Below are 18311 nucleotides of genomic sequence, written 5' to 3'. Positions count from 1 at the left end.
AGAATTAACCGGTTATCTTGGGACTGGCCCCATAACGGCCTTCCAGATACTGCTTGCCATAGGCCTCATCATTTCTTGGGATGAGGCCGTTTTCTTTTTTGTACCAGGAAAGAGGATAGAGCTGCGCATCCTCTCCTGATGGATGGCAGCAGAGCCAGATCTCATCCCGGCGGAGAACAGTGGGCATCAAAACAGCGGTATTATGGCTGGAGAATATAAGCTGAGCACCGTGAGGATTTTTCTCTGCATTTGTATAAAGGCTTATGATATAACGCAGCAGATGGGGATGCAGCCGGCTGTCCAGATCATCCGCCACGATCAGGCTGCCCTGCTTTAAGCTGGCGATGACAGGGGGGAGGACGGATAAAAGTTTTTTTGTGCCCTCTGATTCATCCTCATATGGGAGTTCGTAAGGTTCAGAACCTTCCGGCGTATGGGTCAGCCATAGCCCGGAAGCGGTTACGCCTCCCTGGGGAACGGACCTGATATTGGTGATATCCAGTCCCATGGACTGGAGCAGGGTACAGATGTCTTTGCAGATGCCGTCATAGATGCCGCCGGAGATACCGTCACCGATATGACCATATGCATTGCCATCGATATCGCCGTATGTATTGCCGCCTATAGCATCATATATATTGCTTCCGATCCTGCCGGCCTGTTCCGCTGATTTTGGTAACGGAGCATCCGAAGGAGAGGAGGAAAGAAAATGCGTCTCCTCAAACCAGGAGTATGCGGCCTGGATGGTTTCGGACTGGGATGAACGTGCCAGGAGAGAGAGCAGCGGCTCTGAGGGAGACACGTGATTAACCGGACAGGATGATACGATCTTGCCCAGATGAAAATCGGATTCCTTCCTATTAAAAAGTATTCCGGCATCATCCTTTCCAACACGGCCGTAAAAAAGGGTCTCTTCTGCAATGATCCCCTTTAGGAGGCGAAGCTGATAACGGAACAGGAAGCCTCTGTGCCGGTACAGTACATCAAACTCAGAGGGCATGCCCGAGCAGACCGGTGACATGCGGTGATGGACTGGCCGGGAAGCAACGGTTTCCGGCCTGGCGGCGGTAAGAAGATCTGTTAGGAATCGTAAGCCGTACAGCACCGTTGATTTGCCACCTCCATTGGGGCCGTAGATAGCAATAACCGGGAGAAACTGTTCCCCATCCAAAGCATCCTTGATCAGGGATGCTTTGTGTTCGTTTATGGGACCAGGTAAACAATCTAATAAAGTTTCTTCTTTGAAAATCTTGAAATTCTTTAAAATCAGCTGAACCAGCATAAGACACCTCCATATCTGCGAGAAAAAAACTCATAATAATCCATTGGATTCATTGTACCATGGAGAGGGGAGAAAATGCAAGATGAAATGAGGAAAAATCTCGCAAGAAATCTTAAGAATTGACGTTAGAAACAGGCGGAAGAAGTATGGAAAAATCCAAAGAAAAGCTGTCTGATAATATTACAAAAAAATGAAAAATAGGTTAAAAATAAAATCGAAAAATGCAGATAAAAAAAGAAATAGTAACGAAAAAAGTGGTCGAAATAACGCTTTTGGTAACGCCCCATCTGATATGATAAGGGCATAGGTTAAAAGCGGGGAATAGATTATTTAAGAAAAATTTTAATAAATCTTAATTTGTAACCCGTTTGTAACTGCCATTTGATATACTTGTTCCAGACAATAGCAAATTATCCCTGTTTTGGAAAAGAAATATCTTGAGAGGAGAATATGTATGGAAGGAAGAAAAAGGTCTAGGGCGCTGTCGCGGACAGTGTACAGTGCTCAAAAACGACTTCTGGCGTTCCTGCTTGCAATGGCCATGATCCTAACCAATGTTGGTGCGGATATGAATACGGCCCTGGCAGCCAGTTCGTCAGAATCCGTCACCTTCACGATGAGCGGTTCACAGCTTGTCAAAGCCATTGATGAAGCAATCGCTGATGGCAATGAAGTGACGGCAGAGGATCTCGATTTCACCAATGGAAAGATTGCTGAATTTGAGAAACTCTTCTTCGGTGAGGGAAAGATCTATGAAGTGTTCCCTGATCCGGAAGGCGGAAGTATGGACGCAGAACTACGCGTGTTCGTTCGGCTGCCGGAAGATGCTGATGACATGTATATGGTAACCGGCGATGAGGAGATTATCTTCTTATACGTAAATAACGGGGAAGATACCATCAGCTGCACCACTGAGATCACAAGAATGGATGATGGTGTAGAGAAGGTTAAAAAGACCAAACGCGTTACTGTAAAGAGTTATGAGGCAGCATACGGCGATGAGGAAGTGAATCATATTTCCAAGCCGGCAGAAACACCCGCACCTGCACCTGAAGATACAAACGGGCCAGGGGCACAGGAGACAACTGCTCCATCAGAAACCGAGAGCCAGGTAGAGACCACGGCGCCAGCAGCGGATGAGACCACGGCAGCGGATGAAACAACAGAAGCTCCTGATGAAACAACATCTGATGAAACAACAACACCTGATGAGACTCAGGAAACCGATGAGACCCAGGCTGCTTTACCGGAGGATACAACAGAGGCCCCGGCTGAGAGTGAGACTGAGGCTTCCACAGAAGAACCGGCCACAACGGAAGCAGCTGAGGAAAAAACTCAGGAAGCAACCGAACCAGAGAAGACCGAGGCCCCTGAGACGGAAGCTCCTGAACCAGAGGCGACCGAACCTGTGGCGTCCATCATTCGTCACTACGCACCGGTAGTTGCTGATAATGAGAATAATGATGGGGCAGATGCAGCAGAAGTTAAAGAAGAGACAGAAGCTCCCGAACCTGAGAAAGAGGAAGAACCAAAGGAGACCGAGGCTCCCACAAAGAAAGAGGCAACAGAAGCAGAGCAGACGGAAGCAACTGAGGCTCCCAGCAAGGAAGAGTCAACAGAAGCAGACCAGCCAACTGATCCAACCGATTCCACACAGGCTTCGGAAGATGAGACTACCACGGCAGCTGACGGCGAGACCGCTGTACCTGATACAGACGAGACAACGGCAGCACCGGTAGAGAGCAGCACTGCAGACGAGAGCGAGGGCAAAGCCGAGACTCCCACCCAGAAAGTTCCTGACGTGGCTTCCTCATCAGAGGCAAAGCCGACACAGGCGCCTGAGAAAGAAGACAATGTTTCAGCAGCAGGTTCAACGGATCTGGTTGGAATAGGCTATTGTTCCACAGCTAAGATTTATGTGACTACGATCAATCAGCTGAAGGCTTTGGATGACTTTGAGGGGTATAAGATCTCTTATGCAATCTATCCGGAAGCCAGCGCCCGTATCGTGGAAGGGCCGAGAGGCGTTGAGGAAGGTCAGGCATTAACATTCGGCGTTAAGAACCAGATTGGTTATGCGGTAGAGAATGTGACTGCGAATGGAGAGATCCTTTCGGTTGATTCTGTGGCGGATAATGATGACGGTTCACAGACTGCCTGGTACTCTGTTCCTGAGATTTATGAGGAGCAGGAAGTTGAAGTCTATATGACGGAGACGGGAGAGCATCCGGAGTTTGATTTAACCTTGCCTCCTATGAAGGATGGTATGATTATTCATATTCATGCCGATGAAGGTGTTTTACCTGCATATGTGACGGCTGTTGCAAGTGCTGTTCCAGGAATCGAAGATGCTGTAAAAGCAAATGTTGAGGCAGATGCAGTGGCATCTGGTGAAGAAAAGAAAGTTATTTCAGCATTATCGTATAATATTGATCTGCTTGATCAGAATGGGAATAAACTTGACGATCAGATTTGGAGTGGATCAGTAGAAGTTACATTCACTGGAACTCCACTAGAAGAAAATAGCAAAGTGGCTGATACAATAGAAGTTATGTATGTGGCTACTGGAAAGGAGAATGTACCTCAGGCCAATATTACTGCGAATGATGTAATTTCGGTAGAACCGGTTCCTGAGATGATTAATGTTACTGAAAACCAAGTTACATTTGCAACAGAACATTTTTCTATCTACACTGTTGTAACATCTGTTACTCCACCTGTAACTGGAGATGTTAAACTTATTACCGTCCAACCACTTTATGAAAATGGATTGGTTGCGGGAGAAACATACAAAGAGGAAGTGATAGCTGTTGATGGCGAGTATAACTTTAGTTACTCAGTACCCGCTATTGAAGGCTATTACGTAGAATTAGCAGAAAACTCCCCAAGTGGTTTTGAAGTATCTGATTGGAAGTTGACGGGTAGCTTTTCAGATAATTCATCTGTGACTGTGACTGTAATATATATAGCGAATGCAGCGGATTATACAGTAAAACATTTTTTTCAGAATTTGGATGATGAAAACTACACTGAAGATACAGGGGCAGAAGCCCATGTAAACGGAAAAAACGGTGAATTGACAGACGCGCAGCCAATTCATAAAGCGGGATTTACTGTTCAGAGGCCAATTGAGCAAAAAGAGATATCGGCGGATGGACAGACGGTAGTAAATGTATATTACAATAGGAATGCATATAGACTAACCTATGAAACAGATGGCGGTTCTTATGTGCCATATCAAAAGGGGCTGTATGAAAGTAAACAGTCTGTTGCTGCTGGATCTGAGAAAGAAGGGTATACCTTCGGTGGATGGTATGCAAATCCGGAAGGTATAGGTAATCAGATAAGAGGTACAATTGATTTAATATCAGATATTACATTGTATGCAAAATGGACGCCTACACTTGTTGATTATACAATCGTATATTTGATAGAGAATGCAGATGATGTTAATTATTCTTACCTTACCAGTAGTGTGAAAAAAGCTGAGACAGGGTCAACTGTTACTGTTAAGGCAGGAGATGGTAATCCGTCACAGTTGGATTCGGCTAATTTTACATTTAAGGAAGCTTCAAGCGCGGTGGTTAAGCCAGACGGTAGTACGGTTATTTATGTACGGTATTCAAGAAATGAGTATACAATATGGTGGCCGTCTGGAAATGCTACATGTGGATTGAGTGAACATAACCATGGATCATGGTGTTACGACCGGCGTGGGAATCTAACATGTAGGAAAACAGAACATACACATAGTGACAGCTGCTATGAAAGTGTGACTTTAAGTGCAAAATATGGTGCAAACATTACACAGCTTTGGAAGGATACATTCAATATTCCATATCCTCAGCATGCATGGTCTTTTACAAATGTAAATAACGATAAATTTGTTAATATTGATACCATGCCATCGGGGAACAGAAGGCTATACTCTCACACTTTTTCAACCAATAAAGTACAGACACTTCATTATTGGCTGGAGAATTACAGCGGTGATGGAGTTGAAACCAAACTGTATAATGGGGTGACCTATGGGCTGTATAAGGCCATAGATGTTAGATTCAATTATCTGTATAGAGATTCTGAATTTTATGATATAGTAGGATATACGCAAGGAGATCATGAAGGGTGTACGTTTGGAAATTCAACGAGAGATGGACAACAGGTACACTTCTACTACAAGGCAAATTCATATGCTTTGGATTTATACGGATATAATGGTCAGAAAATAAGCAGTAATTCAGTAAAGATAGGAACTGATTTAACTAAATACTTATCAGAACCTTCAGTTCCGATTGAAGGGGCCGTGTTTAATGGATGGTATGTGGATCCGGAGCATACAGAACTTAATACTATAACAAAAATGCCGGCCGGCCTTGCTCTTTATGCTGATTGGGTATTGCCCAATTTTACAGTTACTTTTATGAACCAGTCCGAAGTTGCTGCGGTGAAGGATGTAGAATATGATAATACGGTAGAAGCACCTGCAACACCATCTCGCCAGGGATATATATTTACTGGATGGTTTGATAATGAGGATGGTACAGGTAGGGAATTTGATCCGGCAATGAAATTTACTAGTAGCGCTGTTTATTATGCTGGTTGGGATGAGGACATTAATACTACGTACTCTGTACATTATATTGCATCAAATGGAGATAAAATAGCTGATGATAAGCAGGGGAGCGGTGTTATAGGCGAATCTATATTAGAAAAAGCTATTGTTCCTACAGGTGAATTTGCAGGATATGTAGTGGATGCAGTGAGTAAACATTTTGTGTTAAAGAGCATCGCATCTGAAAATGTTATTACATTCACTTATTATGCACCAGGTGAATTATCATTCAATTATACAATACAGTATGTAGATGATGATGGGGATGTAATTCATAGTGTGCCTAATCTTACTAGTGAGGTAAATAAAATTACTGTTTACCCGGATTTGAGCTTATCGGAAATCGGTGGGTATGAGGTACAAGAAGGATTTGTTGTATATGAATTGAGCAAGGAAGAAGATAATATTGTGATTTTCCATTGTATTTCAAAAACATTTTCAATTACTTATGAAAATGTTGATGGCGTAACATGGGGAGAAGATAATGATGTTGACAATCCTAACCCAAATCAATATACACATAAGAGTCTGCTTGGTAATCCAATAACATTGATCAATCCTAACAAAATCGGATATGTTTTTACCGGTTGGGAATATGATGAAAATATGGTTGTAAGCGGAAGGCCTCATGATGAGATAACAACCATCATTGAATATGGTTCTTATGGCGATTTGATTTTTACTGCAAACTTTGAGAAAGATTTGAGTCAGAAGAAAACCATCAGTTACACGGTAGAGCACTGGGTGGTAGGAGAGCAAACAGCCCGCGATACTGAAACTGTAAGCGAGACCAAATGGGTGAACGAACCTGATACTTTAACAGTACAGGAAATCACGCATAAGGACTACACCGGCTACAAGTTCGGAAGCTATGACCCGGAGACCCTGCCAGAGATGATTGCAAAGGACGGCGTGATCAAGGTTAACTATGTGAAGGACGACAGCCAGACAAAGACTATCAGCTACACAGTAGAGCACTGGGTGGTAGGCGAGCAGACAGCCCGCGATACTGAAACTGTAAGCGAGATCAAGTGGGTGAACGAACCTGATACCTTAACAGTACAGGAGATCACGCATAAGGACTACACCGGCTACAAGTTCGGAAGCTATGACCCGGAGACCCTGCCAGAGACGATTGCAAAGGACGGCGTGATCAAGGTCAACTATGTGAAGGACGACAGCCAGACAAAGACTATCAGCTACACAGTAGAGCATTGGGTGGTAGGAGAGCAGACAGCCCGCGATACTGAAACTGTAAGCGAGACCAAGTGGGTGAACGAACCTGATACCTTAACAGTACAGGAGATCACGCATAAGGACTACACCGGCTACAAGTTCGGAAGCTATGATCCGGAGACCCTGCCAGAGATAATTGAAAAGAATGGCGTGATCAAGGTCAACTATGTGAAGGACGACAGCCAGACAAAGACTATCAGCTACACAGTAGAGCACTGGGTGGTAGGAGAGCAGACAGCCCGCGATACTGAAACTGTAAGCGAGACCAAGTGGGTGAACGAACCTGATACTTTAACAGTACAGGAGATCACGCATAAGGACTACACCGGCTACAAGTTCGGAAGCTATGATCCGGAGACCCTGCCAGAGATGATTGCAAAGGACGGCGTGATCAAGGTTAACTATGTGAAGGATGACAGCCAGACAAAGACTATCAGCTACACAGTAGAGCATTGGGTGGTAGGCGAGCAGGCAGCCCGCGATACTGAAACTGTAAGCGAGACCAAGTGGGTGAACGATCCTGATATCTTAATGGTACAGGAAATCACACATAAGAGTTATTCGGGTTATAGGTTTGGAAACTATAATCCAGAGCAATTACCAGAGACAATTGCCAAGGATGGAATTATTAAGGTTAACTATGTAAAGACATCCTCTGGCGGTTCCTCCGGAGGCGGCGGTGGTTCTACCCCAGGCCGTGTAACCCCATCTGAAGGTGGCCCAGGCGTAACCATTATGCCGGAAGACGTACCATTGGCACAGCTTCCAGGATCACCAGTTGACACAACGCTCATTGATGACGGAGAGATTCCGTTAGCAGGGCTGCCAAAGACAGGACAGAGTTCTGTTAAGTCAACACTTACAATGATGATGTCCGGTATCTTCCTTGTGCTGACGGCTATGAGCAAGAAGCGAAAAGAAGAGGATTCCTGATAATCGGAAGGTAAACAAAAATTAAGTATTAAATAAGAAAGAAGGCGGCATCTGACGGCTGAGAAATCAGCCGGAGGGTGCCGCCTTCTTTGCGCTTTGAGGTGAAAAAATCTCATATTACTCATACAAAAATCAACACATGTCTAATAATACGATTACAAAACAAATTTACGTTTTTCCTAAAAATGTAACTGATTTGTAACTGTGGTTTGATATACTGTTTTTAGAAAATAAAAACCTGTTTTTGGAAAATAAAGATCTTAAGAGAGGAGAAACAATATGGAAAGAAGAAGTGGAGCCAGGGCAATTGTAAGAAACATGCACAGTGTGCAGAGAAGATTTCTTGCATTTGTACTTGCGGCAGCGATGATCTTCACAAATGTGGGCGCAAATATGAATACAGCATATGCAGCCGGCTCATCGGAATCAGTTACATTTTCAATGAGCGGTTCACAGCTTGTGAAAGCCGTTGAAGAGGCGATTGCCGATGGTAATGAAATTACAGCGGATGACCTCGATTTCACCAATGGAAAGATCGCTGAATTTGAGGAATTATTATTTGGGGAAGGTAAGATATACGAGGCGTTCCCCGATCCGGAAGGCGGCAGCATGGATGCTGAACTGAGAGTGTTTGTACGTCTGCCCGAGGATGCCGATGACATGTACATGGTAACCGGCGATGAGGAGATTATCTTCTTATATGTAAACAACGGAGAGGGGACCATCAGCTGTACCACAGAGATCACAAGAATGGATGATGGTACGGAAAAGGTTAAAAAGACCAAGCGGGTAACTGTAAAGAGTTACGAGGCAGCATACGGTGATGAGGAAGTCAATATTATTTCCAAACCGGTTGAGACACCTGCCCCCGAGGAAACACAGGAACCATCTGCAGAAGAGACAACTTCTCCCGCAGAGACCGTGAATCCGGAAGAAACAACCGTACCGGATGAGAATGTAACCGTACCGGAAGAAACAACTGTACCGGAAGAAACCACTGCCGCAGAAGAAAGCACTTCTCCGGATGAGAGTACAACTGCTCCGGAAGAGACAGATGCAGCAGATGCAACCACAGCAGCTCCGGAAGAAAGCCAGACAGAGGCGCAGCCGGAAGAAACAACAGAAGCCGCTGAGGAAAATACTCCTGAAACAGAGGCTCCCGAAACAGAAGCTCCTAAGACTGAATCAGCTGAACCGGTGGCATCCATCATGCGTCATTACGCTCCGGTAGTTGCAGACAGCGAGAACAGCGAAGCAGCACCTGAGGCAAAGGAAGAGACAGAAGCTCCTGAACCGGAAAAAGAGGAAGAACCTAAGGGTACAGAAACTCCTGAAAAAGAAGATGCAGCCGAAGTAACAGAAGCAACAGAAGCAACCGAGGAGATTACAGACACTTCGGAAGCAGCTGATCCCACCGAGTCCGCACAGGCTCCCGAGGAATCAGCAGAAGATACAATCGCTGAAGCTGACGAAGAGACCACTGTACCGGATACGGAGGACACAACACCGGCAGAAAGCGATTTTGCAGACAGCAGCGAAAGCAAGGCAGATGTGCCTTCAGAGCCGGAAGAAACGGTTGGAACCGCTACATCATCCACCGCAGAGCAGACAAAGGAAGCTCCTTCAGAGGAGACCCATGTTTCCAAGGCCGGAACAGCGGATCTGGTTGGAATGGGGTATTGCTCCACTGCAAAGGCATATGTAACTACCATCAACCAGCTGAAGGCTTTGGATGATTTTGACGGGTACAAGGTTTGTTACGCTGTTTACCCCGAGGCAAGCGCACGGATCGTGGAAGGACTCAGGGGCGTGGAAGAAGGCGGAACATTAACCTTTGGCGTTAAGAACCAGCTTGGTTCCGCAATTGATTATGTTTCTGTCAATGATGAGATCATTGAGGCTGACGCAGTTGTTGATAATGACAATGGTTCTCAGACAGCATGGTATTCTGTTCCGGATATCTATGAAGAGCAGGATGTACAGGTTTATATGAATGAAACCATGGCGCATCCGGCAGTTGAGCTGGAACCCATTGTGATGGAAGACGGCGTGATCATTTATATCAGTGCAGACGAAGGCGTTCTCCCTGTTGGAGTGACGGCATCCGCTGCAAGGGTAAATGAAGATGTTGAAAATGCAGTAAAAGAAACCGCGCAGGCAGATGCGGATGGCGCAGTTGTTTCATCCGTTATGGCTTATGATATTAACCTCTGGTTAGGCGATAAGCTGCTGGATTCCGACATCTGGGGCGGAAGCAAACGGGTAAAGGTAACATTTGCGGGAGCTCCTGTACAAGAGCAGAATGCCCAGTCCGACAACGTTGAGGTTATGTATGTTGAGACTGTTCAGGACAATGACAAGAATGAGAAAGAAAAGGCAGCTGCACAGGAGATCGATATTACGGCAGCGGATATTGTGAATGTGGAAGCGGTTGGTACATCCGTTGATGAGGCATCCGTATCATTTGAAGCAAAACATTTTTCCATCTATGCAATTGTTGGTACAGAATATCATAAGGACTCCTATACAATGTATGCGGGGCAGACCATAACCCTTCAGGCACGCAATGCCTTCACTGGGGGAACATGGACTTCATCTGATCCCAGTATAGTGAGCGTGACAAAGAGCGGAACTGACTGGTATCCATATGCGCTTGTTCATGCCAATGATGCCGGCAGCAAGAAGGTGACTATTACCTATTCATATTATGCATGGGGAAGCCGGCGCACACAGGAATTTGAAATTACCGTTAAACGGAATGAAGTAAAAGCATATTTCTATGTTCAGAGGCCCGGCATGGATCCTGGTTCATTGCTGGATAAGGATTGGAAGTATGTAGGGCAGGGAAATATTGATGTAAGCGGTATTAAGAATCAGTATGGAACGGATATGGCAGGAGGAAAGGGACATTACAGTCTTGATGATCCGGCCAGCAGAGTCATTACCTACCCGGCTGATGCCAATATTAAGAAAGTCATAGCAGACCTTTACGGAGTTTCGGTTAATGACATTGATGTGGAAATTTCATACGCACCTTACAAAATAACCTATCCCATGGGATGGGTGGATGCAAATGGAACAGGACATGACGCAAACAAGGCAGTCTACCATGTGGATATGACAGCCAGCGTAACCACCAAAGAGAAGGCTACGGCAACCTATTGGCTGTGGGATGCAGGTGAAAGCGGATACCAGCCCGTGGAGAGCTATGATGTAAAGATTGGTGATACTACATCACCTAAGAAGAACTATCCTGCTTCTAAGACAGCAGACGGTGTGGAGTATGTATTCAGCGGATGGTACACAGACGCTGACCGCAGCCAGACAGCCGAATTCCCGTATCAGGTTGACAAGATGGCTAACTTCTATGCCAAGTATATTCCGAATCCATCCATAACGGTTCATTACGAGGCCATAGGGGGAGGAAGCGTATCTCGAACCAAGGAACATTTTAAGGCGTATACTGAAAATCCAAAGGGATCAACAGGAACAACACCTTCAGGATACGTGTTTAAGGGATGGTTTGACAATGACGAGGGTGCGGGAGAACCTATTTCTGCCGACCTTAAGTTCACACCCAGCAAGCCGGAAGGCGGATGGATTGACGGAATGACCTTCTACGCAGTGTGGGAGGGAGCTATGGATACCCTTACCTACGATGCAAATAAAGGCGCCGGAACCATGGAACCAAGTAAAGGAAACGTGGGCGGTGGTGTCATTGTAAAGGAAAATGAGTTTACCAGAGACGGATACTACTTTGCAGGTTGGAAAACAGAAGCAGACGGAACAGGCGCCGCCTATGAGCCGGGTGAAACATATACTCTGACCGCAGGGGATGACATTCTGTTCGCAGTGTGGAAGGAAGTAGGAACCTTTAAGGTTTGGGCATATTATCCTGATATAAATCCTGATCTCAGCTATGGCGACTGGATTGAAATGTATGAGGACTACGGCCCTGATAATGCTCCATTGACCTACAAAAAGAATGGAACCCAGAGCGGTGAGGACCTGACCCTTGATGGGGTAAATGAAATTCTGGCATACAGCAAAGCTCAGACTGAATTGGCCCATGAAGGGGCTCAGATCAGTTCCGTATACCTGCAGTATGAGACAGATGAAACAGACACAGGGTGGTCTGCTGCAATTTATGCCACATTAAGAGACAGCAAAGCTATTGCATTTGAAGGATTAAGTGACGAAGTATTCCATGAAGGCAAAGAGTCGCGCCTGCACATCACCTACAGACTTCCAAGAACCGTTGAGGTGGAATACTGGAAGAGTACGGGAACAGGCTATGAACAAGTGGCTGATGAAGGATACAAAGTAGGTCCGGCATATGTATATGCGTATGATGATATTAACATTTCAGAGACCTCCACGTCCCAGCAGGATATCTTAAAGATAGTTCCGGATTCCCTGCCAGGATACAGTGTGGATAAAGCAGTCTATCTGACGGGAGACAGCGTTCCCACAGGAACAGAGAATGCATTAGCTGGTAAGTACCGCGTGAAGGATACCAGAGCAGTCCAGAGGATCTGTATATTATTAGAAGAAAATGAGGATGTAACCTTAACTTATGTGGCAGGCATTGGCGGCAGTGTGAACCCTGAAAGCGAAACGGTCGCTCCGGCAACCGGTATTGCAGAAGGTTCCGAAGCAACACCATTGCCAGGTTACCACTTTGTGAACTGGACAGTGAATGACCGGGAGGTGGGAACCACCCCAGTCTTAGACACTCAGGAAATCGATGCAGTGGCAAAAGCCGGCGGCATTTATAAAGCAACTACGTTTAAGGCTAATTTTGAAGAGGATGCGGATGTAACCATCAATTATGTGGCAACAGCGGGCGGAAATGTCAGTGTACCAAGTGAAACCCTTGCCCCTGTTACCGATGACGCGGCTGGCTCCACCGCAAGCTCCCTGCCCGGATATCACTTTGTGAACTGGACCAATGAAAAGGGAATCGAAGTCAGCAAAGACTTAAAGTATGTGCCGGCGCGGGTGAATGGCTTGAATGTAGCTGCTACCTATACGGCGAACTTTGCAGAAGATTCTAATATTACCATTTTATACAGGGCAACAGAAGGCGGAACTGTGAAGCCATCCTATGAAACCCTTGCACCTGTAAGCGGTAATGCAGCAGGTTCCGTGGCGGAAGCGCTGCCCGGTTACCATTTTGTAAAATGGACCAACACAGCAGGCGATGTAGTGGGCGAAGACCCGGCATATGTGCCTGCCAAGATAAACGGAATGAATGTGGCAGCTATTTACACAGCCCATTTTGAAGAAGATGCGGATGTTACCATCAAGTATGAAGCAACAACAGGCGGAAGCGTAGATCCTGAAAGCGAGACACTTGCACCGGTGAAAGATGATGCAGCAGGTTCCGAGGCAAAGGCACTGCCGGGATATCATTTCGTAAACTGGACCAATGCGGACGGAGAACAAGTCAGCACGGATCTGAATTATGTACCTGCCAAAGTAAACGGACTGAATGTGGCAGCTACTTACACAGCCCATTTTGAAGAGGATGAAGACGTAACGATTGAATACAGAGCAACAGCAGGCGGAAATGTAGATCCTGGAAGCGAGACACTTGCACCGGTGACAGATGATGCAGCAGGTTCCACAGCAGCAGCATTGCCGGGTTACCATTTCGTGAAGTGGACCAATGCAGCCGGAGAAGAAGTCGGCACAGACCTGAAATTTGTACCTGCCAAAGTAGATGGACTGAATGTGGCAGCCGTTTACACAGCCCATTTTGAAGAGGATGCAGATGTTACCATCAAGTATGAGGCAACAACAGGCGGAAGCGTAGATCCTGAAAGCGAGACACTTGCACCGGTGACCGGTGTGGCAGCAGGTTCCGAGGCAAAAGCACTGCCGGGTTACCATTTTGTAAACTGGACCAATGCGGCTGGAGAAGAAGTGGGAACGGATCTGAACTATGTACCTGCCAAGGTAAACGGGCTGAATGTAGCAGCCACTTACACGGCACACTTTGAAGAAGATGAATCAGTGACAGTCAACTATGTGGCTGACATTGGAGGAACCGTTAACCGGGCAGAGGAGACTCTGGCACCGGCAACCGGCAAACCGGAAGGCGCAAAGGCAGCTGCGGAAGATGGATATGTATTTACCCATTGGACTAATGAGGCCGGTGAGAAGGTAGGAGTGGATGAAACCTTTATTCCAAAGAAGAATTCTGAAACTCAGGTATTTGAAGCAGATACCTATACAGCCCACTTTGCCATGAGAGGCGATTTAAGCTACAGGGTTGAATACTACTATGACGGAGTCTTAGGTGAAGTTGATACCAAGGACAATGTAACATTCGGAACAGAAATTCCATTTACCACAGTGCCAAGAGACTTTAACGGCAGGAACTATATCTTTGAAAGCGCCAACGGCCCCAGGACAGCAGGTTCTGACAGCAACGCCAATCTTGTGAAGGTATATTATGTATTAGATGATATTGGCGGGAAGGACCCGCAGACCCCGGATGGAATACCTGATAAATATCAGATCACCTTTACGTATGTGGCAGGCAATAACGGAACCGTCAGCGGGACCACCAGTGAGGTTCACACCATCCAGCAGATCACCAGGGATCCGGAGACCAATGAGATCATCAAGGTTGGCAGTGTAACACCGGCTCACCCAAGGGCAGATGTTACCACAGGCGCCAACAGCGGATACACGTTCAACAACTGGAGTATTGATGGAAATGCAGGTAAGACCTACATTAATACAGATGCAGTGAAAGCTGATTCATTTGTACAGGATACCACATTTATTGCAAACTTCAGATCCACCGGTGGAAGCGGCGGAAGCAGCGGCGGTGGAGGCGGAAGCACTTCCGGCGGAGCCGGACGCTATACTCAGACAGACGGAGGACCGGGAGTAGTAAGCATTAATCCCCAGGATGTACCATTGGCACCACTTCCCGAAACACCATTTACTACCATCGAGGATGATGAAGTACCGCTGGCACCACTGCCCAAAACCGGTCAGGGTTATGCCAAATCAACATTAACCATGGTGATGTCCGGTATCTTACTGATGCTGACAGCCATAAGCAAGAAGCGGAAGGAAGAAGAGTCCTGATAATCGGTAAAAATGGAATCAAACATGGAGTGAAATAAAATACAGGCAGCGCCCAATGGCTGGAAAACCAGCCGGAAGGCGCTGCCTTTTTGCCGCCAAGATATCCAAAAAAAGATTAAAATCGCCTAACCCATATTGCCATTGACTAACAGCCGTTGTGAGAATTAAACTATAATCAGACCAGGATAATACCGGAAAAGCAGGGCACAATAAATCTGACAGATCAAGATACATGGAGGTAGGGCTATGCAGTCATTGACAGAAGTTAAGGCAGGAACTGAATGCACCATTAAGTGGATGTTTGGGGCGCCCCAGGTGATGGAGCTCATGAACCAATATGATATAAAGGAAGGAAGCACCATCAGCGTGTTTGGCCAGGGATGGAACAGCACCATCATCGGACGGGATGATGTACGCCTTGCCATCGGAAGTGAGATCGCGGCGCGCATTAAGGTGTAAAGCCGGATGGAGCGTTTATAAGAAGAGATAAGCTGATACAGATATTGCGGATGCCGGGTTCATATCCCTTTCAGGATATGGATCCGGCAATCTTGTTGTCCCTGTCTTTCCCGCCATAGGGATGGAACGGATGTAATCTGATGACATATCATCTATAAAAATACGGGATTTAATGCTATAATTGAACACAGGTACGAATTTGGAAAGGGCAGGAGTGAGATCCGGTCCGGGAATCGCCGCAATAAAGGAAAAGGGGTATGGAAGGTATGGAAGAAATTACAGAACAGATCAGCCTTCCCTATGGAAGGGGATTGCTGCAGGCAGACATTTCCAAGAAACGGATCAGGGCTGTGCTGAACACAAAGCTTAACCGGTATGTGCCGGAGTTTTCTGAGGAGGAGCTGGTCAGGAAATCCCTGGAGCATCCCATAGGGAGCAAACGGTTAAGGGAACTGGCCCGGGGCAGGCAGAGGATCGTGGTCATTACCTCGGACCACACAAGGCCGGTGCCCAGCAGGATCACCATGCCTTTGATCCTCAGTGAGATCCGGGAAGGGAATCCCGGGGCGGATATAACCATATTGGTGGCCACCGGCTGCCACCGTGGCATGACGGAGGCGGAGATGAGCGCAAAATTCGGCGGGGACATTGTGGGAAAGGAAAAGATCGTGGTCCATGACTGTGACGACAGGGAACAGCTGGTGGATCTGGGTTATCTTCCTTCAGGAGGGCGTCTGATTCTGAACCGGCTGGCAGCGGAGGCGGATCTGCTGGTTGCTGAGGGGTTCATTGAACCCCATTTCTTTGCCGGATTTTCAGGGGGACGAAAAAGCGTGCTTCCCGGCGTGGCGGCCAGGGAAACAGTACTGTATAACCACAATTCCGCCTTTATTGCTGACAGCTGTGCCAGGACCGGCCGGATCCAGGGCAATCCCCTGCACCGTGACATGCTTTACGCTGCCCGCAGGGCAGGGCTGGCTTTTATTGTTAATGTGGTCCTTAACTCAGATCATATCATTCTCAACTGCTTTAGCGGGGATTGCGACCAGGCCCATATTGAGGGGAGGAAATGGCTGCTGCCGCTTTGTAAGGTCAGTGCGGATCCGTCTGATATTGTGATCGTGACCAATGGCGGGTATCCCCTGGATCAGAACATGTATCAGGCGGTAAAGGGAATGACGGCGGCAGAGACCATTGTAAAGAAAGGCGGAGTGATCATCATGGCAGCCAGATCAGAGGACGGCCATGGCGGGGAGGCGTTTTACCGCACCTTCAGGGAGGAAGCGGACGAGGACAGGATTCTGGAAAAATTTTTGAAAACGCCGGCAGAGCGGACCATTGTTGACCAGTGGCAGTCACAGATATTTGCCAGGGTGCTTAAGAAGGCCAGGGTGGTATATATTTCTGATATGCCCGGTCAGCTGGTCAGGGAAATGCACATGATACCTGCGGGAAGCGTGGAGGAAGGGATCCGCACAGCGGACCGCCTTCTGGGGCGGGAGGATTCCCTGATCACTGTGATTGTGGACGGGGTATCTGTAATAACAGAGTGCAGCACCATGAAAGGAGACATATGTCAGAACAATTAATGACAGCAGCCGTATATCAAGGCAAAGGGAATATTGTCCTGGAGAAGCGCCCGGTTCCAAGGCTTTTGCATCCCCAGGATGCCATTATCAAAGTAACCCTTACCACCATCTGCTCCAGCGACATACATATCAAACACGGAGCCGTGCCAAAGGCTGTGCCGGGTACTATTCTGGGACATGAGTTTGTGGGGATCGTGGAGAAGATAGGAGCAGGGGTCAAGGGGGTCAGGCCGGGAGACCGGGTGGCTGTCAATGTGGAGACTTTTTGCGGGGAATGCTATTTCTGCAAAAGGGGCTATGTGAACAACTGCACGGACGAACACGGCGGATGGGCGCTGGGATGCCGCATAGACGGCGGGCAGTCGGAGTATGTAAGGATCCCCTTTGCCGACAATGGGCTGACAAAGATACCCGACCTTGTGACGGATGAGGCGGCATTGTTTACCGGGGATCTGCTTTCTACCGGCTACTGGGGCGCTGCCCTGGCTGAGATCAAGCCTGCCGATACCGTGGCCGTCTTAGGGGCAGGACCCACGGGGCTGTGCACCCTTATGTGCGCCCGGCTGTATGGCCCGGCCCGGGTGATCGCAGTGGATGTGTCGGATGAGCGTCTGGAGCTGGCCAAGGCCCGGGGGCTTGCGGACGTGACCTTAAATCCCCTCAGCCGGAATGTGGAGCAGGAGATCCTACGGCTGACAGATGGACGGGGGGCGGATGCTGTTTTAGAGGCGGCCGGAGGCAGGGACACATTCCAGACCGCCTGGAAGATTGCCAGACCTAACGCAGTGGTGTGTGTGGTGGCCATGTACGGGGAGGCCCAGACACTGCCTTTGCCGGATATGTACGGTAAGAATCTTGTGTTTAAGACAGGCGGCGTGGATGCGTCCTGCTGCGGACAGATCATGGAGCTGATCCGGGTGGGCCGCCTGGATACCGGCTGCCTGATCACCCACAGGACAACGCTGGATCATATAATGGAAGCATATGATGTATTTGAGAACAAAAAGGATCATGTGATCAAGTATGCGATCAAAGTGGAATAGGGGGAAATGCAGAGGGCTGAATTTCTCTGTAAATAGCTAGGAATAGCGGG

At 47.4% G+C, this 18311-nt stretch carries 6 protein-coding genes; 5 read left to right on the top strand and 1 reads right to left on the bottom strand.

Annotated features, from left to right (window positions below):
* Nucleotides 1-4: 4 nt before the first annotated feature.
* A complete protein-coding gene (locus tag ABID13_RS13560; protein ID WP_048930795.1) occupies nucleotides 5-1282 on the bottom strand; it encodes an AAA family ATPase in 1278 nt (425 codons plus the stop codon).
* Between the two features lie 454 nt (nucleotides 1283-1736).
* Between ABID13_RS13560 and ABID13_RS13555 the strand changes: the two genes are divergently transcribed.
* The 5 genes from ABID13_RS13555 to ABID13_RS13535 all read left to right on the top strand — a co-directional run bounded on the left by ABID13_RS13555 (nucleotide 1737) and on the right by ABID13_RS13535 (nucleotide 18261).
* Nucleotides 1737-8063, top strand: a complete 6327-nt coding sequence (locus ABID13_RS13555; protein WP_354021041.1) for a doubled motif LPXTG anchor domain-containing protein — start codon at nucleotides 1737-1739, stop codon at nucleotides 8061-8063.
* 279 nt (nucleotides 8064-8342) lie between these two features.
* Nucleotides 8343-15170 (top strand): doubled motif LPXTG anchor domain-containing protein, encoded by a 6828-nt coding sequence (locus tag ABID13_RS13550; RefSeq protein WP_048930791.1) that lies wholly within the window; start codon nucleotides 8343-8345, stop codon nucleotides 15168-15170.
* 246 nt (nucleotides 15171-15416) lie between these two features.
* Nucleotides 15417-15629: a ferrous iron transport protein A gene (locus ABID13_RS13545; protein WP_007868571.1), complete on the top strand. Its 213-nt coding sequence runs from the start codon at nucleotides 15417-15419 to the stop codon at nucleotides 15627-15629.
* Between the two features lie 257 nt (nucleotides 15630-15886).
* The gene (gene larA / locus ABID13_RS13540; protein ID WP_082082640.1) at nucleotides 15887-17218 is read left to right on the top strand and encodes a nickel-dependent lactate racemase; all 1332 of its coding nucleotides are present in this window, start codon (nucleotides 15887-15889) and stop codon (nucleotides 17216-17218) included.
* Complete coding sequence (locus tag ABID13_RS13535) at nucleotides 17218-18261, top strand: alcohol dehydrogenase (protein WP_195415740.1); 1044 nt, start codon at nucleotides 17218-17220, stop codon at nucleotides 18259-18261. The genes larA and ABID13_RS13535 overlap by 1 nt, the downstream gene beginning before the upstream one ends.
* The last annotated feature ends 50 nt before the right edge of the window (nucleotides 18262-18311 follow it).

It is taken from the genome of Enterocloster citroniae, from assembly GCF_040545455.1.
Taxonomy (GTDB): domain Bacteria; phylum Bacillota; class Clostridia; order Lachnospirales; family Lachnospiraceae; genus Enterocloster; species Enterocloster citroniae.
The sequence above is the reverse complement of the archived record's forward strand: the minus strand, read 5'-3'. Positions and strand labels throughout refer to the sequence as shown.

Excerpts from the sequence above, each read along its gene's own strand:
- ABID13_RS13545 (WP_007868571.1), top strand. The coding sequence starts at position 15,417 with ATGCAGTCATTGACAGAAGTTAAGGCAGGAACTGAATGCACCATTAAG.
- ABID13_RS13560 (WP_048930795.1), bottom strand. The coding sequence starts at position 1,282 with ATGCTGGTTCAGCTGATTTTAAAGAATTTCAAGATTTTCAAAGAAGAA.
- ABID13_RS13535 (WP_195415740.1), top strand. The coding sequence starts at position 17,218 with ATGACAGCAGCCGTATATCAAGGCAAAGGGAATATTGTCCTGGAGAAG.
- larA (WP_082082640.1), top strand. The coding sequence starts at position 15,887 with ATGGAAGGTATGGAAGAAATTACAGAACAGATCAGCCTTCCCTATGGA.
- ABID13_RS13550 (WP_048930791.1), top strand. The coding sequence starts at position 8,343 with ATGGAAAGAAGAAGTGGAGCCAGGGCAATTGTAAGAAACATGCACAGT.
- ABID13_RS13555 (WP_354021041.1), top strand. The coding sequence starts at position 1,737 with ATGGAAGGAAGAAAAAGGTCTAGGGCGCTGTCGCGGACAGTGTACAGT.